Below are 22306 nucleotides of genomic sequence, written 5' to 3'. Positions count from 1 at the left end.
CTGCTGTGCGCCGTATCCGGGGCAGACTGGACGGATGGCTGATCAGTACGCGCACAGCGGCGACGACAACCGGCCGGCCGAGCCCTCCGGGGCCCCGGTCACCCCGGCCACCCCGGCGATCCGCTGGGAGGAACCGCCCGAAGGCCCCGTGCTGGTCCTGCTCGACCAGACCCGGCTGCCGGCCGAGGAGGTCGAGCTGGTGTGCACGGACCCGCCCGCCCTGGTGGAGGCGATCCGCGGGCTGGCCGTGCGGGGGGCGCCGCTGCTCGGGATCGCCGGGGCGTACGGGGTCGCGCTCGCCGCCGCGCGCGGGTTCGACGTGGCGGACGCCGCGCAGACGCTGGAGAGCGCCCGGCCCACCGCGGTGAACCTGTCCCTGGGCGTGCGCCGGGCCCGGGCCGCCCACCGGGAGGCGCTCGCCGGGGGCGCAGGCGAGGAGGCGGCCGCCCGGGCGGCGCTCGCGGCGGCGCGGGCGCTGCACCGGCAGGACGCCGAGGCCAGCGCGCGGATGGCCGCGCACGGGCTGGCGCTGCTCGACGAGCTGCTGCCCGGCGGCGGCCACCGGGTGCTCACCCACTGCAACACCGGTGCGCTGGTGTCGGGCGGGGAGGGCACGGCGTTCGCGGTCGCGCTGGCGGCGCACCGGGCGGGGCGGCTGCGCCGGCTGTGGGTGGACGAGACCCGTCCGCTGCTCCAGGGCGCCCGGCTGACGGCGTACGAGGCGGCCCGCAACGGGATGGCGTACACGCTGCTCACCGACAGTGCGGCGGGTTCGCTGTTCGCGGCGGGGGAGGTGGACGCGGTGCTGGTGGGGGCCGACCGGATCACCGCCGACGGCTCGGTGGCGAACAAGATCGGCACCTATCCGCTGGCGGTGCTGGCCCGCTACCACCACGTGCCGTTCCTCGTCGTCGCGCCGGTGACGACGGTGGATCCGGACACCCCCGACGGAGCGTCCATCGAGGTGGAGCAGCGCGGAGGCCACGAGGTCACCGAGCTGTCCGGGCCGCAGGTGCCGGTGGTGGGCACCGAGGCGGCCGGCGGGATCCCGGTGGCCCCGCTGGGAACACAGGCGTACAACCCGGCGTTCGACGTGACGCCGCCCGAGCTGGTGACGGCGATCGTCACCGAGGAGGGCGCCGTCTCACCCGTGACGGCCGAGGCGCTGGCCGAGCTGTGTGCCAGGTCACGTCAGGCCACGATGAGCTAATGGGATGATGGCGTTTATGAAGGGACGAGTCCTTGTCGTCGACGACGACACCGCACTGGCCGAGATGCTCGGCATCGTGTTGCGTGGTGAAGGTTTTGAGCCGTCTTTCGTAGCCGACGGCGACAAGGCGCTGGCCGCATTCCGCGAGACCAAGCCGGATCTGGTCCTCCTCGATCTGATGCTGCCCGGACGGGACGGCATCGAGGTGTGCCGGCTCATCCGGGCGGAGTCCGGGGTGCCCATCGTCATGCTGACCGCCAAGAGCGACACGGTCGACGTGGTGGTGGGCCTGGAATCGGGGGCCGACGACTACATCGTCAAGCCGTTCAAGCCGAAGGAGCTGGTGGCCCGGATACGGGCGCGGCTGCGCAGGTCGGAGGAGCCGGCGCCGGAACAGCTCGCCATAGGCGACCTGGTCATCGACGTGGCCGGGCACTCCGTGAAGCGCGACGGGCAGTCGATCGCGCTGACCCCGCTGGAGTTCGACCTGCTGGTGGCGCTGGCGCGCAAGCCGTGGCAGGTGTTCACCCGCGAGGTGCTCCTCGAGCAGGTCTGGGGCTACCGCCACGCGGCGGACACCCGCCTGGTCAACGTGCACGTCCAGCGGCTGCGCTCCAAGGTCGAGAAGGACCCGGAGAAGCCGGAGATCGTGGTGACCGTCCGTGGTGTCGGATACAAGGCAGGACCGAGCTGACATGCCCGGGGACAGTGCCGCTTCGGCGCCCGGCCGGTCCGGGGCCCGCCCGGAGCGGCCTGTCGGTGTGAAGGCGAAGGGCTCCCGCTGGGCACGGCTGTTCGCCGGCGGGCTGCTGCAGGGCGGGGTGCAGGGCAGTCCCGTGCTGCGGCTCGTGATGCGCTGGGTGCGGCGTCCGCTGCTGCCGGTGATGCGGCTGTGGCGCCGCAACATCCAGCTCAAGATCGTTGCCACGACGCTGCTGATGTCGCTCGGCGTGGTGCTGCTGCTGGGCTTCGTCGTCATCGGCCAGGTGCGCAACGGGCTGCTTGACGCCAAGGTGAAGGCCTCGCAGAGCCAGGCGACCGGCGGGTTCACCGTGGCCGGGCAACGGGCCGACAGCGCGGCGAGCGGCGGCGGGGACGACAGCTCCGCCGCGGGCGGCGACGGCGACACCGTGCAGAACATCAGCGGCTGGCTCAGCGATCTCGTCGAGTCGCTGTCCAGCGGCGGCCAGGGCGCCTTCGACGTCGTCACGCTGAGCACCACCGCCGCGGACAACGAGGGGCGGGGCTTCGGACCGCGCGCCTCCGGCGGCGTCGACTGGAGCCTGAGCGTCCCCGAGGAACTGCGCAAGCGGGTCGACGCGGGCACCGGCGCGGTGCAGAGCTACACCCGCATCGTCTACACCAGGGGCAAGGGCGAGGCGCAGCCGGGGCTGATCATCGGCAAGCAGGTCAACGACCCCAACGGCAACCCCTACCAGCTGTACTACCTCTTCCCGCTCACGCAGGAGGAGAAGTCGCTCAGCCTGGTCAAGGGCACGCTGGCGACGGCGGGGCTGTTCGTCGTCGTCCTGCTCGGGGCGATCGCGTGGCTCGTGGTGCGCCAGGTCGTCACCCCCGTGCGGATGGCGGCCGGGATCGCCGAGCGGCTGTCCGCGGGGCGCCTCCAGGAACGGATGAAGGTCACCGGCGAGGACGACATCGCGCGTCTGGGCGAGGCCTTCAACAAGATGGCGCAGAACCTGCAGCTCAAGATCCAGCAGCTGGAGGACCTGTCCCGGATGCAGCGGCGGTTCGTCTCGGACGTCTCGCACGAGCTGCGCACCCCGCTGACGACCGTGCGGATGGCGGCGGACGTCATCCATGACGCGCGCGTGGACTTCGATCCGGTGACCGCCCGGTCGGCGGAACTCCTCGCCGACCAGCTGGACCGCTTCGAGACGCTGCTCGCCGATCTGCTGGAGATCAGCCGGTTCGACGCGGGCGCGGCGGCGCTGGAGGCCGAGCCGATCGACCTGCGCGAGGTCGTGCGGCGGGTGGTCACCGGGGCCGAGCCGCTCTCGGAGCGCAAGGGCACCCGAATACGGGTCGTGGGCGACCAGCAGCCCGTCGTCGCCGAGGCCGACGCCCGGCGCGTGGAGCGGGTGCTGCGCAACCTGGTCGTCAACGCCGTGGAGCACGGCGAGGGACGGGACGTCGTCGTCAAGCTGGCCGCCGCGGGCGGCGCGGTGGCGGTGGCGGTGCGCGACTACGGGGTGGGACTGAAGCCGGGGGAGGCGACCCGGGTGTTCAGCCGCTTCTGGCGGGCGGACCCGGCACGCGCGCGAACCACCGGGGGCACGGGTCTGGGGCTGTCGATCGCCCTGGAGGACGCCCGGCTGCACGGCGGCTGGCTGCAGGCATGGGGCGAGCCGGGCGGCGGTTCGCAGTTCCGGCTGACGCTGCCGCGCACGGCGGACGAGCCGCTGCGGGGCTCCCCGATACCCCTGGAGCCCGCGGACTCGCGGCGCAACCGCGCGGGCAGGGACGGCGGGGGCGGCAAGGACGGCGGGAACGGCGACGGCCGGCGGCGGGGCGACGGACCGGGCACGCAGGCCGGTACCGACGCGCGCGCCGGTACCGGGTTCGGCGCGGGGGCCGGTGTGAGCAATGTCGCCTCGGTGCCGTTGCAGCCCGGGGCCGGCGACCGGGGGCCGCTGCCGCCGCGCACGCCGCGGCTGGCCTCGGTGAGCCCGGCGGCCGACCCGACCGCGCTGCCCGGCAGCGGCGCCCGCGTCGTACCGCGCGCGTCGGGTGCCGTACGGCGGCAGGACGGCGCCGGTCCCGCGGGGGCCGGCGGACAGGACGGTGCCGCGGGCACGGCGAGTACGGCCGGCGCGGTACGCGGGACGAGTACGACGCAAGGGCCGCCCGAGGGCGGCAGCGGGCCAGGGGAGGCGATCGGTGGGGGCTGAGGGGGGCGGCGGCCGGACGGGCCGGGCGCGGCGGATGCGGGCCGGGGCGTACCTCGGGTGTGCCGGTGTGCTCCTCGCGGGGTGCGCGTCGATGCCGGACAGCGGTGATCTGCGCGGGGTGGAGTCGACGCCCCGGCAGGACCCGCAGGTACGGGTGTTCGCGCTGCCGCCGCGCGAGAACGCCTCGCCCGCGGAGATCGTCCAGGGCTTCCTCGAGGCGCTGACCAGCGACGACCCGCAGTACGACACCGCGCGCAAGTATCTGACGACGAAGGCCTCGCACCAGTGGCGGCCGGAGCGGTCGATCACGGTGCTCGACGACGGTCCGAATCCGGTGGCCGAGCACACCGGCAACCGGGAGAGCGGCGACGACTACGCGTACAACCTGACCGGCCGGCGGGTCGCCCGCGTGGACGCGCAGCACGTGTACACGTCCGACGCCGGGTCGTACGAGAAGACGATCCACCTGGCGCAGCTCAAGGGCACCAACCAGTGGCGCATCGACGCGCTGCCCCAGGGCGTGGTGATGGGCGCCTCCGACTTCCAGCGCAACTACGAGTCGGTCAACAAGTACTACTTCGCCGCCAACGGGCCGACGTCGGCGGCCGGGCGGCTGAGCACCGTCGCCGACCCGGTGTACGTGCGCAAGCAGGTCGATCCGGTGACCCAGGTGATCCAGGCCCTGCTCAAGGGGCCCACGCGCTGGCTGGCGCCGGTCGCGCGGTCCGGGTTCCCCACCGGAATCGCGCTGCGCAAGGGGGCCGAGGCGCTCACCCCGGACGACCAGAACCGGCTGACGGTGCCGCTGAACAAGGCGGCGGACCGGGTCGGCTCCCGGCAGTGCGCCAGGATGGCGGCGCAGATGCTCTTCACGCTCCAGGACCTGACGCCGACCGGGGTGACCTCGGTGGAGCTGGAACGCTCCGACGGCTCCCAGCTGTGCGTGCTCGACGAGAACCGGGCGCAGGACATCGCCTCGCACGGCACCGCGAAGCGGCCCGAGTACGAGTACTTCATCGACGACAAACAGCGGCTGGTGCGGATGACCACCGGGGGGAAGGACGCGGAGCAGGTGCCCGGGGCGCTCGGGCAGGGCACCGCGCCATTGCGGGCGGCGGCCGTCTCGCGCGACGAGAAGACCGCGGCGGGCGTCTCGGCGGACGGGCGTTCGCTGTACGTGGGGTCGCTGGTGCCGGACGCGCCGCTGGGGGAGGCGGTGCTGCAGAGCCAGGGGGCGTCGCCGGACGACCGGCTGACCACGCCGAGCTGGGACAGCCGGGGCGATCTCTGGGTCGCCGACCGGAATCCGCAGGACCCGCGGCTGCTGCTGTTCGAGAAGGGCGCGGGGGACCCGGTGGAGGTCGCCACGCCCGGGCTGGACGGGCGGATCGACGCGGTGCGGGTCGCGGGGGACGGGGTGCGGGTCGCGCTGATCGTGGAGAAGGACGGCAAGACGTCGTTGCAGATCGGGCGGATCGAGCGGGAGAAGGCGGCGGGGGGCAAGGGCGCCGCGGGGACGGTCGTCTCGATCCTCGAGCTGCGGTCGCTCACGCCGCAGTTCGAGGCGGTGACGGCGATGTCGTGGGCCGGGGACAGCCGGCTCGTGGTGGTCGGGCGCGAGTCGGGCGGCGTGCAGCAGATCCGGTATGTGCAGGTCGACGGCTCCACGCCGGCGGGGTCGGCGCCGGCGTCCCTGACGGGGGTGAAGCAGATCGCGGCCTCGGAGGACGAGCGGTTGCCGTTGGTGGCGTACTCGGAGGACGGGATCGTGCGGTTGTCCTCCGGGGCGCAGTGGCAAAAGGTGATCAAGGAGGGCACGGCGCCGGTCTATCCCGGGTGAGCCCGGGGTGGGGCCGGGGCCGAGCTCCTGGGTGCGCCCGAAGGGTTTCTCGCCCCCGCCGCCCCTACCCTTCCCGTCCCCCAGGGGCTCCGCCCCTTCGACCCCGCCGGGGGCCGCGCCCTCGGTCCGAATGGTGCCGTTCCGCGTTGTCCACAGGGCGGCCGTGCCGCGGGCCGGATGCGGCAGAGTGTGGGGGTATGGGCTGGTGGCGGGAAGTCGTGGGGCTGGTTCTGGCGGGGGAGTGCGAGGGGTGTGGGCGGGCACGGGGCGTCTTGTGCGAGGGGTGCCGGGCGGCTCTCTGCGGGGGCGTGCCGGGGCGGGTGCGGCCAGGGGCGGAGACGGTGGGACTGCCGCCCGTGCATGCGGCCGCAGGGTACCGGGACGCCGTCCGTGCCGTTCTGCTCGCGCACAAGGAGCGCGGCGCCCTCGCGCTCGTGACGCCGCTCGGAGCGGCGCTGGCCGGCGCGGTGCGGGCCGCGGCCGGGAGCCAGGACGCGACCGCCTACGGCGTTCCGGCCGGGGGCGGCGGGACCGGCGTGTCGGCCTGGGCCGGGCGCAACGGTCCGGCCGGCGATGGCGGGCGGGCTGCGCCGGCCGGGGGCGGTGGGTGTGCCGTGCCGGGAGGAGGCGGTCGGTATGGCACCGCGCCCGGGGCCGGACGCCGTATGCCGGGCGGCGGTGGCCGGTGCGGGGTGGTGCTCGTGCCCGTGCCGTCGGCGCGGTGGGTCGTGCGGGCTCGGGGGCATGATGCGACGCGGCGGATCGCGCTCGCGGCTGCGCGGGAGCTGCGGCGGACGGGAACCGCCGCCCACGTCGCGGCCGTACTGCGGCAGCGGCGCCCCGTGGCCGACCAGGCGGGGCTGAGCACGTCGCAGCGGGCGGCCAACCTCGCCGGTGCCCTGGAGGTCGTTCCCGGCGGCGTACGGCTGCTGGAGGGAAAGGGCGACTGGATCGTGCTCGTCGACGATCTGATGACCACCGGCGCCACGCTCGCGGAAGCCGCCCGTGCCGTACGCACGTCCTTCACCCGCGCACAGGTGTACGGCGATGCTGCCGGGGAAGCAACGGAGGAACGGCGAACGGCGGGCGTTTCCGGGCCCGCCGGACCACTGCTTCGCGCGGCCGTGGTCGCCGCGCCGTCGGATTCTTTCGAAACCAACCGGAACTGACTGAGAACGTCCGTCGTTGCAGGTAATGAGAGGGTCAATTCACCTGAACGGAGGTACGCCACGGTAGAGGGTGACGACATCCGTCCGGGCGAGATATGTTCGGTTGTGAGGGAATGGCCCAGCCCGTACCTCGCCGATCCGAACGCCGTGCTGCGGTGATCCGTATTCACTCGCAGCGGTGGGATGGAGTTCCCGCCCACGGGGGAGGAGGAGGTGGACGTCACCGAGTCCGAGGTTCCGGCACTCACCGGAACCTGGTGCAAGAGGGAGATGCTCCGCCAGGGATGCGGAGCGATCCGGGAACGGAGTTCTGCGTGGACATCGTCGTCAAGGGCCGCAAGACCGAGGTGCCCGAGCGGTTCCGGAAGCACGTGGCCGAGAAGCTGAAGCTGGAGAAGATCCAGAAGCTCGACGGCAAGGTGATCAGCCTGGACGTCGAGGTGTCCAAGGAGCCCAACCCCCGTCAGGCGGACCGGTCCGACCGGGTGGAGATCACGCTTCGCTCCCGCGGCCCGGTGATCCGGGCGGAGGCGGCGGCCAGCGATCCCTACGCGGCACTGGACCTGGCCACCGACAAACTCGAAGCCCGGCTGCGCAAGCAGCACGACAAGCGGTGCGCACGGCGCGGCACGAAGCGGCTCTCGGCCGCCGACGTCGCCGACCACGTCCCCGGCGCGGCCACCCTGGCCGGCAACGGCGGCGGCATCGCCGAGGCGGAACGGGAAGCGGTGCCGACGAAGAAGATCGGCTCGCTCGAGGTGACGGGCGACGGCCCGCTCGTCGTCCGCGAGAAGACCCACGTCGCGTCCCCGATGACACTCGACCAGGCCCTTTACGAGATGGAACTGGTCGGGCACGACTTCTACCTGTTCATCGACTCCGAGACCAAGGAACCCAGCGTCGTCTACCGGCGGCACGCCTACGACTACGGCGTCATCCACCTCAACACCGACCCGATGGTCACCCGGTCCGGGGCGGGTGACGCGGGCAGCGCGCTCGGCGGCTGACCGCCCCGGCCGACCCCGCCGGGCGTGAACACGCGGGGAACGACCGTGCCCCTGGTGAGCCTGTGCGCCCCCAGGGGCACCGGCGTGCCACCCCTTCGTACCGCGCTCCGTCACCGCGCTGCCGCCGTGGCATGGAATCATGGCCGCACCGGCCCAACCGGTGGGCCGTTGCCTTGGGTTGGCGATGGCACAGGACCACAGGCCACAGCCTTCAGGGGGAGGAACGATGGCGGACAGCTTCGGACCGGCGCGCGAGACGGACGCCGACGGCCGCGCCGCGGACGCGGGCGGCACGGGCGGCACGAGCGGTACGAGCGGTACGAGCGGTGCCGGCGATGCGGGAGACACGGGCCCGGCGGGCGCCCCGCGCAAGGAGCCCATCCGTGTCCTGGTCGTGGACGACCACGCCCTCTTCCGGCGCGGCCTGGAGATCGTGCTCAAGGCCGAGGAGGACATCCAGGTCGTCGGAGAGGCCGGAGACGGCGCGGAGGCCGTGGACAAGGCCGCCGACCTGCTGCCCGACATCGTCCTGATGGACGTCCGGATGCCCCGGCGCGGTGGCATCGAGGCCTGCACCTCGATCAAGGAGGTGGCGCCCAGCGCGAAGATCATCATGCTGACGATCAGCGACGAGGAGGCCGACCTCTACGACGCGATCAAGGCCGGTGCGACGGGATATCTCCTCAAGGAGATTTCCACGGACGAGGTCGCCACGGCCATTCGCGCGGTCGCCGACGGACAGTCGCAGATCAGCCCCTCGATGGCGTCGAAACTCCTCACCGAGTTCAAATCGATGATCCAGCGCACGGACGAACGCCGGCTCGTGCCCGCGCCGCGGCTCACCGACCGGGAACTCGAGGTGCTCAAGCTGGTCGCCACCGGAATGAACAACCGGGACATCGCCAAGGAGTTGTTCATCTCCGAGAACACCGTGAAGAACCACGTGCGGAACATCCTGGAGAAACTTCAACTGCATTCCCGGATGGAGGCCGTGGTCTACGCGATGCGGGAGAAGATCCTCGAAATTCGCTGACCGGTCCGACGCTCAGTCCAGTGCGCGGGCCAGTTCCGTGAGGAGCGGTGCGCGCAGTTCGGGGGCGTCCACCCGTTCGACGCGGACGTTCGTGCAGTCCACCCACGTCGCCGCCTCCAGCAGGGCCTGGGCCACCGCCGGGACCGCCCTGGGGCCGTCCAGCGTCACCTGACGGGCGACCAGGGTGCGGCCCTCGCGCCCCGGGTCCACCCGGCCGACCAGTTGCCCGCCCGCCAGCACCGGCATCGCGAAGTAGCCGTACACCCGCTTCGGCCGCGGGACATACGCCTCCAGGCGGTGCGTGAAGCCGAAGATCCGCTCCGTGCGCGCCCGTTCCCACACCAGTGAGTCGAACGGCGACAGCAGCGTCGTACGGTGGCGGCCGCGCGGGGGTGTCTCCAGGGCGGCGGGATCCGCCCAGGCCGGACGGCCCCAGCCCTCGACGGTGACCGGGACCAGCCCCGAGTCGGCGATCACCGCGTCGACCTGCTCGGCCTTGAGCCGGTGGTAGTCGGCGATGTCCGCGCGCGTGCCCACGCCCAGGGACTGGCCGGCCAGCCGGACCAGGCGGCGCAGGCACTCCGTGTCGTCCAGGTCGTCGTGGAGCAGCTCCGCGGGGACGGCGCGCTCGGCGAGGTCGTAGACCCGCTTCCAGCCGCGGCGCTCGACGCAGACCACCTCGCCGTACATCAGGGCGCGTTCGACGGCCACCTTCGTGCCCGACCAGTCCCACCACTCGCTGGTCTTCTTGGCGCCGCCCAGGTCCGTCGCGGTGAGCGGGCCCTCCGCGCGCAGCTGCTTGATGACCTGGTCGTAGGCGCCGTCGGGGAGTTGGTGATTCCAGTGCGGGCGGGCGCGGTAGGCGCGGCGGCGGAAGGCGAAGTGGGGCCACTCCTCGATGGGGAGGATGCAGGCGGCGTGGGACCAGTACTCGAAGGCGTGCGGGGCGCCCGTGGCCGTTCTCGTCCAGTACGCGTCCTCGATCGTGCGGCGGCCGATCGCGCCCAGGCGGGCGTACGGGACGAGTTCGTGGGAGCGGGCGAGGACGGAGATGGTGTCCAGCTGGACGGCGCCGAGGTGGCGGAGGATGCCGCGGGGGCCGCTTCGGCGGTCGGGGGCGCCGAGGAAGCCCTGGGCCTTCAGGGCGATGCGGCGGGCGTCGGACGCGGTGAGGGTGGTGGTGGGTGCCGGTGTCGTCGGGGTGGGCATGGGGTCACGGTAGGGGGTGGGTCTGACAGTGGGGGGTGACGTGGGGGTTTTCGCCCCCGCCGCCCCTGCCCTTCCCGTCCCCGGGGGCTTCGCCCCCGGACCCCTGGAGGATTGCGCAGTTCCCCGCGCCCCTATTGGGGCGCGGGGATGTACGGGGCCTTCGAAGGGAGCCCCAGGTCCGACGGGAGCAGGGAGGCCTGCCAGCAGTCTCTGCGGGTGCCCTTGTTGGTGATCGCGGCGCGTTGGGTGCCCTCCTGGATGAAGCCGGCCTTTTCCGCGACCGTGCGGGAGGCCGTGTTGCCGACCTCCGCGCGCCATTCCACGCGGTCGACCGACAGGCTCAGGAACGCCCAGCGGCAGACGGCGAGCGTGGCCTCCGTGACGTAGCCGTGACCGCGGTGCTCCTTGGCCGCCCAGAAGCCGACCTCGGCGGTGCCCGGGGCACGCATCGTCTGGCTGACCATCCCCACCAGCTCGCCGGAGGGCAGGAAGACACCGAAGGTGAACATCGAGCCGTCCGCCCAGCCGTCGGGCGCCAGTCCGCCCGTGAACGACTCCGCGTGCTCGCGCAGATACGGCGACGGAATCGTCGTCCAGCGCTGGATGTCCGGGTCCTGGGCCGCCTCGTACACCGCGTCGGCGTCCCCGGGGTCCACGGGGCGCAGGACGAGGCGTTCGGTGGTGAGTGTGACGGGTTCCATGGGTCCATGGTCACAGGGCCCCGCCGGTGATCACAGGGTGAGGGGGGCGCTACTTTTCGTGGTGCCCGGGCGGCACCTTCCGCCGCGCCCGTCCGTTGTCCTAGTGGCTGTCGGTGACAGACCTCCCGGCGCGGTGGGGTCCTCGCTTACGATGGCCGTTGCTCAAACTGTCATGTGGTGACCGACCGTCCCAGGCCCGATCGGCTAAGGAGACAAACCCCCGTGTCCGTCCTCTCGAAGATCATGCGTGCAGGCGAAGGCAAGATCCTGCGCAAGCTGCACCGCATCGCGGACCAGGTCAACTCCATCGAAGAGGACTTCATCGACCTCTCCGACGCCGAGCTGCGGGCCCTCACCGACGAGTACAAGCAGCGCTATGCCGACGGAGAGAGCCTCGACGACCTGCTCCCCGAGGCGTTCGCCACCGTCCGCGAGGCCGCCAAGCGCGTACTGGGCCAGCGCCACTACGACGTGCAGATGATGGGCGGCGCCGCCCTGCACCTCGGCTATGTCGCGGAGATGAAGACCGGCGAGGGCAAGACCCTGGTCGGCACGCTGCCCGCCTACCTGAACGCGATCTCGGGCGACGGCGTCCACATCGTCACGGTCAACGACTACCTGGCCGAGCGCGACTCCGAGATGATGGGCCGCGTCCACAAGTTCCTGGGTCTGAGCGTCGGCTGCATCCTGGCCAACATGACGCCGGCGCAGCGCCGCGAGCAGTACCTGTGCGACATCACGTACGGCACGAACAACGAGTTCGGCTTCGACTACCTGCGCGACAACATGGCATGGTCCCAGGACGAGCTCGTCCAGCGCGGCCACAACTTCGCCATCGTCGACGAGGTCGACTCCATCCTCGTCGACGAGGCCCGTACGCCGCTGATCATCTCCGGCCCGGCCGACCAGGCCACCAAGTGGTACGGCGACTTCGCCAAGCTGGTCACGCGTCTGAAGAAGGGCGAGGCGGGCAACCCCCTCAAGGGCATCGAGGAGACCGGCGACTACGAGGTCGACGAGAAGAAGCGCACGGTCGCCATCCACGAGTCCGGCGTCACCAAGGTCGAGGACTGGCTGGGCATCGACAACCTGTACGAGTCGGTGAACACCCCCCTGGTCGGCTATCTGAACAACGCCATCAAGGCCAAGGAACTGTTCAAGAAGGACAAGGACTACGTCGTCCTCGACGGCGAAGTCATGATCGTCGACGAGCACACCGGCCGTATCCTCGCCGGCCGCCGCTACAACGAGGGCATGCACCAGGCGATCGAGGCGAAGGAAGGGGTGGACATCAAGGACGAGAACCAGACGCTCGCCACGATCACCCTGCAGAACTTCTTCCGCCTCTACAACAAGCTCTCCGGCATGACCGGTACGGCGATGACCGAGGCCGCCGAGTTCCACCAGATCTACAAGCTCGGCGTGGTCCCGATCCCGACCAACCGGCCCATGGTCCGCAAGGACCAGTCGGACCTGATCTACCGCACCGAGGTGGCCAAGTTCGAGGCGGTCGTCGACGACATCGCCGAGAAGCACGAGAAGGGCCAGCCGATCCTCGTCGGCACGACGTCCGTCGAGAAGTCGGAGTACCTCTCGCAGCAGCTCAGCAAGCGCGGCATCCAGCACGAGGTGCTGAACGCCAAGCACCACGAGCGCGAGGCGTCGATCGTCGCCCAGGCCGGCCGCAAGGGCGCCGTCACCGTGGCCACCAACATGGCCGGCCGCGGTACGGACATCAAGCTCGGCGGCAACCCCGAGGACCTCGCCGAGGCCGAGCTGCGCCAGCGCGGTCTCGACCCCGAGGAGCACATCGAGGAGTGGGCCGCCAACCTGCCCGCCGCCCTGGAGCGCGCCGAGGCGGCCGTCCAGGCGGAGAAGGAGGAGGTCGAGTCGGTCGGCGGCCTCTACGTGCTGGGCACCGAGCGGCACGAGTCGCGGCGCATCGACAACCAGTTGCGCGGCCGCTCCGGCCGTCAGGGCGACCCCGGCGAGTCCCGCTTCTACCTCTCCCTCGGCGACGACCTGATGCGGCTGTTCAAGGCGCAGATGGTCGAGCGCGTGATGTCGATGGCGAACGTCCCCGACGACGTGCCGATCGAGAACAAGATGGTCACGCGTGCGATCGCCTCCGCCCAGTCGCAGGTCGAGACGCAGAACTTCGAGACCCGTAAGAACGTCCTGAAGTACGACGAGGTGCTCAACCGGCAGCGCGAGGTCATCTACGGCGAGCGCCGCCGCGTCCTGGAGGGCGAGGACCTCCAGGAGCAGATCCAGCACTTCATGGACGACACGATCGACGCGTACGTCTCCGCCGAGACGGCGGAGGGGTTCCCGGAGGACTGGGACCTGGACCGGCTGTGGGGCGCCTTCAAGCAGCTCTACCCGGTGCGCGTCACCGTGGAGGAGCTCGAGGAGGCGGCCGGCGACCGGGCCGGGCTGACCGCCGAGTACATCAGCGAGTCCATCAAGGACGACATCCGCGAGCAGTACGAGTCCCGGGAGACGCAGCTCGGCTCCGAGATCATGCGTGAGCTGGAGCGCCGGGTGGTGCTCTCGGTGCTGGACCGCAAGTGGCGCGAGCACCTCTACGAGATGGACTACCTCCAGGAGGGCATCGGCCTGCGCGCGATGGCGCAGAAGGACCCGCTGGTGGAGTACCAGCGCGAGGGCTTCGACATGTTCACCGCCATGATGGACGGCATCAAGGAGGAGTCCGTCGGCTATCTGTTCAACCTGGAGGTCCAGGTCGAGCAGCAGGTCGAGGAGGTCCCGGTCGAGGACGCGGCGGCCGCCCCGTCCCTGGAGAAGGCGCCGCAGGACGCGGTGCCGGCTCAGGCGGGCGCGCCGGCGGGCGGTGGCCGCCCGGAGATCCGCGCGAAGGGGCTCGACGCGCCGCAGCGGCGCGAGCTGCACTTCTCGGCGCCGACGGTCGACGGTGAGGGTGGTGTCGTCGAGGGCGAGTTCGCCAGCGACGGGGAGCCGGTGCGGTCCGAGGCGGACGGATTGACGCGCGCGGAGCGGCGGAAGCAGGCGAAGGGCGGGCGGCGTCGCAAGAAGTGACGGAACGCTCCACTAGGCGCGGATGACTGAGGGCCGGCCCCGGCTTCGGGGGCCGGCCCTTCGTGTTGGGCGCGTGCGGGGGTGGGGGGTGTTGAGTCGTTGGCGGGTGCGGCGGCGTTGTGGCTGGTCGCGCGGTTCCTCGCGCCCCTGGGGGAGTGGGTGCTCGCGCCCGCGTGGCGGAGCCGCGGATTGACACAGTTCCGCGCCCCTCAGGGTTCAGTCGGGGTCCGCGGGCATCCTGGGGCCCTCCAGTTCCACCGCCGTGCAGCGCCAGTGGTGGGTGGGGGTGTGTTCGAGGCGGAAGGCCATGGCGCGCAGGCGGTCGCCGGTGGCGATGCGGGCGAAGGCCTCGATGGCGCCGGGGCGGGGCATGAAGTAGCCGATGTCCTGGACGACGGGGCGGGCGCCGCGGGTGCGCAGGGTGCCGCGCTCGGCGAGCCAGGCCAGTTCGTCGTAGGCGCGGCCCACCGTGTGGCGCAGCATCGAGTGGACGGGGCGGTGGCCGCTGAGGACGGACAGGAGCCGGTCGGCGAAGACGTCCGTGGGGCGCGGCGGGGGTGCCGTGCGGCGCGGGGCGGCGCCCGGGCGGCGGGTGTCGTGGCGGACGGGCGGGCGGCTGCCCGGCAGGCGCCTCGTCCTGGTCATCACCTTGTTCATGTGCGGTCCCCGTTGTTCATGTGCCATCCCCGTTTCGTCGCAGGTGCGGGCGGCGCCGGCAGGTCGGTGCATACCGAGCGGTAACTTCGTGGTGGGGATCTTGTACGGGGCGGGGCGGCGGCGCCGCAACGGGCGCGCGGGGCCCGTCGGGGGCGCGGGAGATTCACCTATCAGAGTGAGCGACGGCCTCGGTGGGGCCGGAAACGGCGGTGCGGACGGGGTGAGGTGCGGGGCGCCGGGTGGACGGCGTCGGGCGCGGGGACCGGAACCCGAAGGGGGACACCCGCACGTATCCTGGGGTGACGCCCTGTCCGACTAAGAAAGCGGCACGTCATGCGCGTCTACGTCCCCCTGACCCTGCACGGTCTCGCCGAGGCGCACGGGGCGGGCGAGCTGGGGGCGGGGCCGTTCACCGCGTACGCGGTCACGCCGGCCCTGCGGGAGTGGTACCTCTCCGACGACCTCGAGGAACTGGAGTACGCGGCGCTGAACCGGGCCGCGCTGGCCTCGCTGCGGCTGCTCGCCGCCGAACCGGGGGCGACGCCGCGCCGGGTGGTCGTGGCGGCGGACGTGCCCGACGCCTGGACGTCCGTCGACCCCGGCCGGGGGCTCGACCCGGCGGCGCTGGGTGAGGTGCGGGTCTCCCAGGCGGTGCCGCTCGCGCGGGCGGCGGCGGTGCATGTGGACGCGGAGGACGCGGAGAAGGACGTCACGGCGGCCGTGGGGGCGCTCGCGGCGGCGGACCGGGGGGACGACGACGCGCAGTTCGTCGTCGACGGGGCGGAGGACCACGAGCTGCTGTGGTTCGCCACGCAGGAGATTCCGCAGCTGGTGGGGCTCGGCGGCTGAGGTCGTCCGTCGGCTCGCCTGTCCACCTGCCCGCCTGTCCACCTGCCCGCCTGCCCGCCTGCCCGGCAGCCCGTCGTGCGGCGGGTGGCGGGGCGTTGTCAGTGGGGGTGGGTACCTTTTTTCGCATGGGGATGCGTGGGGTGCACATCGTCTGGGACTGGAACGGCACGCTGTTCCACGACAATGACGCGATCATCGGGGCGACGAACGCGGCCTTCGCCGAGCTGGGGCTGGCGCCGATCACTCTGGAGCGGTACCGCGAGCTGTACTGCGTGCCGGTGCCGAAGTTCTACGAGCGGTTGATGGGGCGGTTGCCGACCGCGGCCGAGTGGGAGCTCATGGACGCGTTGTTCCGCCGGCACTACGCGGAGCGGCGGGCGGCGTGCGGGTTGGCTTCGGGGGCGGTGGAACTGCTCGGTGGCTGGCGGGCTGCGGGGCACAGCCAGTCGATCCTGAGCATGTACGAGCACGAGGAACTGGTCCCATTGGTGCGGGGGTTCGGGATCGAGGAGCACTTCGTGCGGGTCGACGGGCGGACGGGGCCGTCGGGGGGCAGCAAGGCGGAGCACATGGTGCGGCATGTGGGGGCGTTGGTGGGGGGTGGCGTGGATCCGGGGCGGGTGGTGGTGGTCGGGGACGCGGTGGACGATGCGGTGGCTGCGGAGAGGGCGGGGGTGGGGGCGGTGCTGTACACCGGGGGGTCGCACGGGAGGGCGAGTCTGGAGGGGGCGGGGGTGCCGGTGGTCGATTCCCTGGGGGAGGCGGTTGCGGTGGCGGAGCGGGTGGGGGGCTGAGGGCAGGTCTTTTCGCCCCCGCCGCCCCTACCCTTCCCGTCCCTTCAAGGGGCGCTGCCCCTTGGACCCCGTGGGGTGCGTTGTCGGCTGACCGCCGGTGGGGCTTCTCGCGCAGTTCCCCGCGCCCCTTGCGGGGCGCAGGTTGCTCGCGCTCCCCCCGCGGCGGAGCCGCGCAGAGGACACAGGACCGCGCCCCTGACGGGAGCGCCCCCTGTTACGTGAAGAAACCGTTTCTCTCTCTGTGCGAAACGTCAAAGTTCGGGGGCTGGTTTTGTACACATACGGCTCATGACGGGGGGACGGGCTGGGGGGATAGCCTTGTGGGCGTGATCAGCGCGATAGTTCGCGGGGGCGTCGTCGTCCCTGCCCTGCGCCCGGTGAGCACGGCCGCGAGCCGTGTCCGGGCGGCGGCCGCTGATCCGCCGGGGCCGCGTCAGGCGGTCCCGGGGCGGGGCCCGGTCGAGAGGGCGCCGCAGGCGCCCACCGGGGCAACCGGGGGTGCGGTACGCGTGCCGAGAGCAGCGTCACAGTGCCCCGGGGTGCCGACATTGGCCGATAACCCCTCGCCCGTCCCACCGTGCGGCATAGCGTCGAAGCAGACCGGACATTCCGCGTCGTGGCGTTGTGGCGGTTACGGCGGAGCAGAGACCGTACTTCCTTCTACGTCACGCAATGGCGCGCGACAGGAGCCAGAGGACAATGCAGACCAAGCTGGACGAAGCCAAGGCCGAGTTGCTCGAAAGGGCGGCTCGCGTAGCTGAGAACAGCCCGGTCGGGGGGCACCTACCGACCGGGCCGACGGGCGACTCCCCGGACGGCCCGTCGAGCCCGGGCACCCCGGCGACGACCTCGAAGAAGACCGCTGCCAAGACACCCGTTGCCAAGACCCCCGCTGCCAAGACTCCCGCTGCCAAGAAGCCCACCGCCCGCCGCACGGCTGCCAAGACCCCGGCGACCGCCGAGGCCCCCACGGCGCCCGGCGCCCCCGACACCTCCGACAGCGAGTCCGTGCTGTCGTTCCTGAAGCGCTACTACCTGCACACCGCCCCCGAGGACCTCGCCGACCGCGACCCGGTCGACGTGTTCGGCGCCGCCGTCTCGCACTACCGGCTGGCCGAGACGCGCCCCCAGGGCACCGCCAACGTGCGGGTGCACACGCCCACCGTCGAGGAGAACGGCTGGACGTGCAGCCACTCCGTCGTCGAGGTGGTCACGGACGACATGCCCTTCCTCGTCGACTCCGTCACCAACGACCTCTCCCGCCAGGGCCGCGGCATCCACGTCGTCGTCCACCCGCAGTTCGTGGTGCGGCGCGACGTCACCGGCAAGCTGCTCGAGGTGCTGTCCACCCCGCCCACCGGCGACCTGCCGCAGGACGCGGCGGTCGAGTCGTGGATCCACGTCGAGATCGACCGCGAGACCGACCGCGCCGACCTCAAGCAGATCACCGCCGACCTGCTGCGCGTCCTGTCCGACGTCCGCGAGGCCGTCGAGGACTGGGAGAAGATGCGGGACACCGCCTCCCGCATCGCCGACGAGCTGCCCGGTGAGCCGGTCCCCGGCGACCTGCCGGGGCAGCAGGTCGAGGAGGCCCGCGAGCTGCTGCACTGGCTCGCCGACGACCACTTCACCTTCCTCGGCTACCGGGAGTACGAGCTGCGCGGCGACGACGCGCTGAGCGCCGTCCCCGGCACCGGGCTCGGCATACTGCGCGCGGACCCGCACCACTCCGACGAGGAGGGCCACCCGGTCAGCCCGTCCTTCGAGCGTCTGCCGGCCGACGCCCGCGCCAAGGCCCGCGAGCACAAGCTGCTCGTCCTCACCAAGGCCAACAGCCGGGCCACCGTGCACCGGCCCTCCTACCTGGACTACGTCGGCGTCAAGAAGTTCGACGCCGACGGCAACGTCACCGGCGAGCGCCGCTTCCTCGGCCTGTTCTCCTCCGCCGCGTACACCGAGTCGGTGCGCCGGGTGCCCGTCATCCGCCGCAAGGTCGAGGAGGTCCTCCAGGGGGCCGGGTTCTCGCCCAACAGCCACGACGGGCGCGACCTGACGCAGATCCTGGAGACCTACCCGCGCGACGAGCTGTTCCAGACCCCGGCCGACGAGCTGCGGTCCATCGCCACCTCGGTGCTCTACCTCCAGGAACGCCGCCGGCTCCGGCTCTACCTGCGGCAGGACGAGTACGGGCGCTACTACTCCGCGCTCGTCTACCTCCCGCGCGACCGCTACACCACCGGCGTCCGGCTGCGGATCATCGACATCCTCAAGGAGGAGCTCGGCGGCACCAGCGTCGACTTCACCGCCTGGAACACCGAGTCGATCCTCTCCCGGCTGCACTTCGTGGTCCGCGTCCCGCAGGGCACCGAGCTGCCCGAGCTGTCCGACGCCGACAAGGACCGCATCGAGTCCCGCCTCGCCGAGGCCGCCCGGTCCTGGACCGACGGCTTCTCCGAGGCGCTCGACGCCGAGCTCGGCGAGGAGCGCGCCGCCGCCCTGCTGCGCCGCTACGCCAGCGCCTTCCCCGAGGGCTACAAGGCCGACCACAGCCCCCGGGCCGCCGTCGCCGACCTCGTCCACATCGAACAGCTGGACGACGAGAAGGACTTTGCGCTCAGCCTCTACGAGCCGGTGGGCGCCGGCGCCGCCGAGCGCCGCTTCAAGATCTACCGCCGGGGCGGCTCGGTCTCTCTCTCCCGGGTGCTGCCGGTGCTCAGCCTGCTCGGCGTCGAGGTCACCGACGAACGCCCGTACGAGCTGCGCTGCGCCGACCGCACCACCGCCTGGATCTACGACTTCGGGCTGCGGATGCCCGCCCAGAGCGGCGGCGAACACCTGGGCGACGACGCCCGCGAGCGGTTCCAGGACGCCTTCGCCGCGACGTGGACCGGCCGCGCCGAGAACGACGGTTTCAACGCCCTCGTCCTCAGCGCCGGGCTGAGCTGGCGGCAGGCGATGGTGCTGCGCGCCTACGCCAAGTACCTGCGCCAGGCCGGGTCCACGTTCAGCCAGGACTACATGGAGACCACCCTCCGCAACAACGTCCACACCACCCGGCTGCTCGTCTCCCTGTTCGAGGCGCGGATGTCGCCCGAGCGCCAGCGCGCCGGGGTGGAGATCACCGACGCCCTCCTCGAAGAGCTCGACGCCGCGCTCGACAAGGTCGCCTCGCTCGACGAGGACCGCATCCTGCGCTCCTTCCTCACCGTCATCAAGGCGACGCTGCGCACCAACTTCTTCCAGCACGCCGAGGACGGCACGCCGCACGCGTACGTCTCCATGAAGTTCGACCCGCAGGCCATCCCCGACCTCCCCGCGCCCCGCCCGGCGTACGAGATCTGGGTGTACTCGCCGCGCGTCGAGGGCGTCCACCTGCGCTTCGGCAAGGTCGCGCGCGGCGGACTGCGCTGGTCCGACCGCCGCGAGGACTTCCGCACGGAGATCCTCGGCCTGGTCAAGGCGCAGATGGTCAAGAACACGGTGATCGTGCCGGTCGGCGCCAAGGGCGGCTTCGTCGCCAAGCAGCTCCCCGACCCGTCCGTCGACCGTGACGCCTGGCTGGCGGAGGGCGTCGCCAGCTACAGGACGTTCATCTCGGCGCTGCTCGACATCACCGACAACATGGTGGCCGGCGAGGTCGTCCACCCGGCGGACGTCGTCCGGCACGACGAGGACGACACCTACCTCGTCGTCGCCGCCGACAAGGGCACCGCGACCTTCTCCGACATCGCCAACGAGGTCGCCGAGTCGTACAACTTCTGGCTCGGCGACGCCTTCGCCTCCGGCGGCTCGGCCGGCTACGACCACAAGGGCATGGGCATCACCGCCCGCGGCGCCTGGGAGTCCGTCAAGCGGCACTTCCGGGAGCTGGGCGTGGACACCCAGACCGAGGACTTCACCGTCGTCGGCGTCGGCGACATGTCCGGTGACGTGTTCGGCAACGGCATGCTGCTCAGCGAGCACATCCGCCTGGTCGCCGCCTTCGACCACCGGCACATCTTCATCGACCCGAACCCGGACGCGGCCACCTCCTACGCCGAGCGCCGCCGCATGTTCGAGCTGCCCCGCTCCTCCTGGGCCGACTACAACACCGACCTGCTGTCGGCCGGCGGCGGGATCTTCCCGCGCAGCGCCAAGTCGATCCCGGTCAACGCCCAGATCCGCGAGGCCCTCGGCATCGAGGGCAAGGTCACCAAGATGACCCCCGGCGACCTGATGAAGGCGATCCTCCGGGCCCCCGTCGACCTGCTGTGGAACGGCGGCATCGGCACCTACGTCAAGGCCTCCACCGAGTCGCACGCCGACGTCGGCGACAAGGCCAACGACGCCATCCGCGTCGACGGCGGCGACCTGCGCGTCCAGGTCGTCGGCGAGGGCGGCAACCTGGGCTGCACCCAGCTCGGCCGGATCGAGTTCGCCATGCGGGGCGGCCGGATCAACACCGACGCCATCGACAACAGCGCCGGCGTGGACACCTCCGACCACGAGGTGAACATCAAGATCCTGCTCAACGGCCTGGTCCGCGAGGGCGACCTCACCGTCAAGCAGCGCAACAAGGTCCTCGCCGGCATGACCGACGAGGTCGGCCACCTGGTGCTGCGCAACAACTACGCGCAGAACCTGGCCATCGCCAACGCGCTCGCCCAGTCCAAGGACATGCTCAACGCCCAGCAGCGGTTCATCCGCCACCTGGTGCGCGCCGGCCACCTCGACCGGGCCCTGGAGTTCCTGCCCACCGACCGCCAGATCCGCGAGCGCCTCAGCTCCGGCAACGGTCTGACCGGCCCCGAGACGGCCGTCCTGCTGGCGTACACGAAGATCACGGTGGCCGAGGAACTGCTGGCCACCACGCTGCCGGACGACCCGTACCTCAGCGGTCTGCTGCACGCGTACTTCCCGACCGCCCTGCGCGAGAAGTTCGCCGAGGCGATCGAGAGCCACCCGCTGCGGCGCGAGATCACCACGACGGTGCTGGTCAACGACACCGTCAACACCGGTGGTACGACGTACCTCCACCGGCTGCGGGAGGAGACCGGCGCCTCGCTCGAGGAGATCGTGCGGGCGCAGACCGCCGCGCGCGCCATCTTCCGCTCCGCACCGGTGTGGGACGCGGTCGAGGAACTCGACAACAAGGTCGAGGCCGACGTCCAGACCCGGATCCGGCTGCACTCCCGGCGCCTGGTCGAGCGCGGCACGCGCTGGCTGCTCAACAACCGGCCGCAGCCGCTCCAGCTCGGCGAGACCATCGAGTTCTTCCAGGAGCGGGTCGAGCAGGTCTGGTCCCAGCTGCCCAAGCTGCTGCGCGGCGTGGATGCGGAGTGGTACCAGAAGATCTACGACGAGCTGTCGGGCGCCGGCGTCCCGGACGAACTCGCCACGCGGGTGGCCGGGTTCTCCTCCGCCTTCCCGACGCTCGACATCGTGTCCGTCGCCGACCGCACCGGCAAGGACCCGATGGCCGTCGCCGAGGTGTACTACGACCTCGCCGACCGGCTGAACATCACCCGGCTGATGGACCGCATCATCGAACTGCCGCGGGCGGACCGCTGGCAGTCGATGGCCCGTGCGGCGATCCGCGAGGACCTCTACGCGGCCCACGCGGCGCTCACCTCGGACGTCCTGACCGTCGGCAACGGCACCTCCACGCCGGAGCAGCGGTTCGAGACGTGGCAGGAGAAGAACGCGGCGCTGCTCGGGCGGGCGCGGACGACCCTGGAGGAGATCCAGGGGTCGGACTCGTTCGACCTGGCGAATCTGTCGGTGGCGATGCGGACGATGCGGACGCTGTTGCGGTCGCACAGCTGACGGTTGTCGGCCGACGGCTCGACGGTTGTCGGCCGACGGCTCGGCGGTTTGGGGCGCCCT

The 22306-nt window shown here is 71.9% G+C and carries 14 protein-coding genes; 11 read left to right on the top strand and 3 right to left on the bottom strand.

Annotation, left to right across the window (positions count from 1 at the left end; all coding sequences use genetic code 11):
• Positions 1–34: 34 nt before the first annotated feature.
• The 7 genes from mtnA to OIE12_RS12860 all read left to right on the top strand — a co-directional run bounded on the left by mtnA (position 35) and on the right by OIE12_RS12860 (position 9171).
• Positions 35–1210, top strand: coding sequence for an S-methyl-5-thioribose-1-phosphate isomerase (gene mtnA, locus OIE12_RS12890; protein ID WP_329134858.1), 1176 nt, complete (start codon positions 35–37; stop codon positions 1208–1210).
• Between the two features lie 4 nt (positions 1211–1214).
• Complete coding sequence (mtrA, locus tag OIE12_RS12885) at positions 1215–1904, top strand: two-component system response regulator MtrA (RefSeq protein ID WP_191862447.1); 690 nt, start codon at positions 1215–1217, stop codon at positions 1902–1904.
• A gap of 1 nt (position 1905) precedes the next feature.
• On the top strand, positions 1906–4122 hold the full coding sequence (mtrB, locus tag OIE12_RS12880; protein ID WP_329134855.1) for an MtrAB system histidine kinase MtrB: 2217 nt from the start codon (positions 1906–1908) through the stop codon (positions 4120–4122).
• Positions 4112–5962, top strand: a complete 1851-nt coding sequence (locus OIE12_RS12875; RefSeq protein WP_443053816.1) for an LpqB family beta-propeller domain-containing protein — start codon at positions 4112–4114, stop codon at positions 5960–5962. Before mtrB ends, OIE12_RS12875 begins: the two co-directional genes overlap by 11 nt.
• Before the next feature lie 197 nt (positions 5963–6159).
• Positions 6160–7131: a ComF family protein gene (locus tag OIE12_RS12870; RefSeq protein WP_329134853.1), complete on the top strand. Its 972-nt coding sequence runs from the start codon at positions 6160–6162 to the stop codon at positions 7129–7131.
• A gap of 314 nt (positions 7132–7445) precedes the next feature.
• Positions 7446–8138: a ribosome hibernation-promoting factor, HPF/YfiA family gene (hpf, locus tag OIE12_RS12865; RefSeq protein WP_443053815.1), complete on the top strand. Its 693-nt coding sequence runs from the start codon at positions 7446–7448 to the stop codon at positions 8136–8138.
• A gap of 226 nt (positions 8139–8364) precedes the next feature.
• A complete protein-coding gene (locus OIE12_RS12860; protein WP_443053813.1) occupies positions 8365–9171 on the top strand; it encodes a response regulator in 807 nt (268 codons plus the stop codon).
• A 12-nt stretch (positions 9172–9183) separates the two neighbouring features.
• Here the strand turns inward: OIE12_RS12860 and OIE12_RS12855 are convergent, their stop codons facing one another.
• Both OIE12_RS12855 and OIE12_RS12850 read right to left on the bottom strand, forming a co-directional pair.
• A complete protein-coding gene (locus OIE12_RS12855; protein ID WP_329134849.1) occupies positions 9184–10380 on the bottom strand; it encodes a winged helix-turn-helix domain-containing protein in 1197 nt (398 codons plus the stop codon).
• A 131-nt stretch (positions 10381–10511) separates the two neighbouring features.
• Positions 10512–11081, bottom strand: coding sequence for a GNAT family N-acetyltransferase (locus OIE12_RS12850; RefSeq protein ID WP_329134847.1), 570 nt, complete (start codon positions 11079–11081; stop codon positions 10512–10514).
• A 222-nt stretch (positions 11082–11303) separates the two neighbouring features.
• Here OIE12_RS12850 and secA point away from each other — a divergent pair, with 222 nt between their 5' ends.
• Positions 11304–14141, top strand: coding sequence for a preprotein translocase subunit SecA (secA, locus tag OIE12_RS12845; protein WP_329134845.1), 2838 nt, complete (start codon positions 11304–11306; stop codon positions 14139–14141).
• Positions 14142–14357: 216 nt separating this feature from the next.
• Here secA and OIE12_RS12840 read toward each other — a convergent pair whose 3' ends face one another.
• Complete coding sequence (locus tag OIE12_RS12840; protein WP_329134843.1) at positions 14358–14786, bottom strand: Rv3235 family protein; 429 nt, start codon at positions 14784–14786, stop codon at positions 14358–14360.
• A gap of 345 nt (positions 14787–15131) precedes the next feature.
• Here OIE12_RS12840 and OIE12_RS12835 point away from each other — a divergent pair, with 345 nt between their 5' ends.
• The 3 genes from OIE12_RS12835 (at position 15132) to OIE12_RS12825 (ending at position 22246) form a co-directional block, all read left to right on the top strand.
• The gene (locus OIE12_RS12835) at positions 15132–15647 is read left to right on the top strand and encodes a DUF6912 family protein (protein WP_329134841.1); all 516 of its coding nucleotides are present in this window, start codon (positions 15132–15134) and stop codon (positions 15645–15647) included.
• Between the two features lie 125 nt (positions 15648–15772).
• On the top strand, positions 15773–16441 hold the full coding sequence (locus OIE12_RS12830) for an HAD family hydrolase (protein WP_329134840.1): 669 nt from the start codon (positions 15773–15775) through the stop codon (positions 16439–16441).
• Positions 16442–17140: 699 nt separating this feature from the next.
• Entirely contained in the window at positions 17141–22246 is a 5106-nt protein-coding gene (locus OIE12_RS12825) for an NAD-glutamate dehydrogenase (RefSeq protein WP_329134837.1), read from the top strand.
• Positions 22247–22306: the final 60 nt, after the last annotated feature.

Origin of the sequence: Streptomyces sp. NBC_00670, from assembly GCF_036226765.1 — a bacterium.
Taxonomy (GTDB): domain Bacteria; phylum Actinomycetota; class Actinomycetes; order Streptomycetales; family Streptomycetaceae; genus Streptomyces.
Note: the sequence above shows the minus strand (reverse complement) of the source record. Positions and strands in the feature narration are given on the sequence as shown.

Excerpts from the sequence above, each read along its gene's own strand:
- mtnA (WP_329134858.1), top strand. The coding sequence starts at position 35 with ATGGCTGATCAGTACGCGCACAGCGGCGACGACAACCGGCCGGCCGAG.
- mtrA (WP_191862447.1), top strand. The coding sequence starts at position 1,215 with ATGATGGCGTTTATGAAGGGACGAGTCCTTGTCGTCGACGACGACACC.
- mtrB (WP_329134855.1), top strand. The coding sequence starts at position 1,906 with ATGCCCGGGGACAGTGCCGCTTCGGCGCCCGGCCGGTCCGGGGCCCGC.
- OIE12_RS12870 (WP_329134853.1), top strand. The coding sequence starts at position 6,160 with ATGGGCTGGTGGCGGGAAGTCGTGGGGCTGGTTCTGGCGGGGGAGTGC.
- OIE12_RS12860 (WP_443053813.1), top strand. The coding sequence starts at position 8,365 with ATGGCGGACAGCTTCGGACCGGCGCGCGAGACGGACGCCGACGGCCGC.
- OIE12_RS12855 (WP_329134849.1), bottom strand. The coding sequence starts at position 10,380 with ATGCCCACCCCGACGACACCGGCACCCACCACCACCCTCACCGCGTCC.
- OIE12_RS12850 (WP_329134847.1), bottom strand. The coding sequence starts at position 11,081 with ATGGAACCCGTCACACTCACCACCGAACGCCTCGTCCTGCGCCCCGTG.
- OIE12_RS12840 (WP_329134843.1), bottom strand. The coding sequence starts at position 14,786 with ATGACCAGGACGAGGCGCCTGCCGGGCAGCCGCCCGCCCGTCCGCCAC.
- OIE12_RS12835 (WP_329134841.1), top strand. The coding sequence starts at position 15,132 with ATGCGCGTCTACGTCCCCCTGACCCTGCACGGTCTCGCCGAGGCGCAC.
- OIE12_RS12830 (WP_329134840.1), top strand. The coding sequence starts at position 15,773 with ATGGGGATGCGTGGGGTGCACATCGTCTGGGACTGGAACGGCACGCTG.
- OIE12_RS12825 (WP_329134837.1), top strand. The coding sequence starts at position 17,141 with ATGCAGACCAAGCTGGACGAAGCCAAGGCCGAGTTGCTCGAAAGGGCG.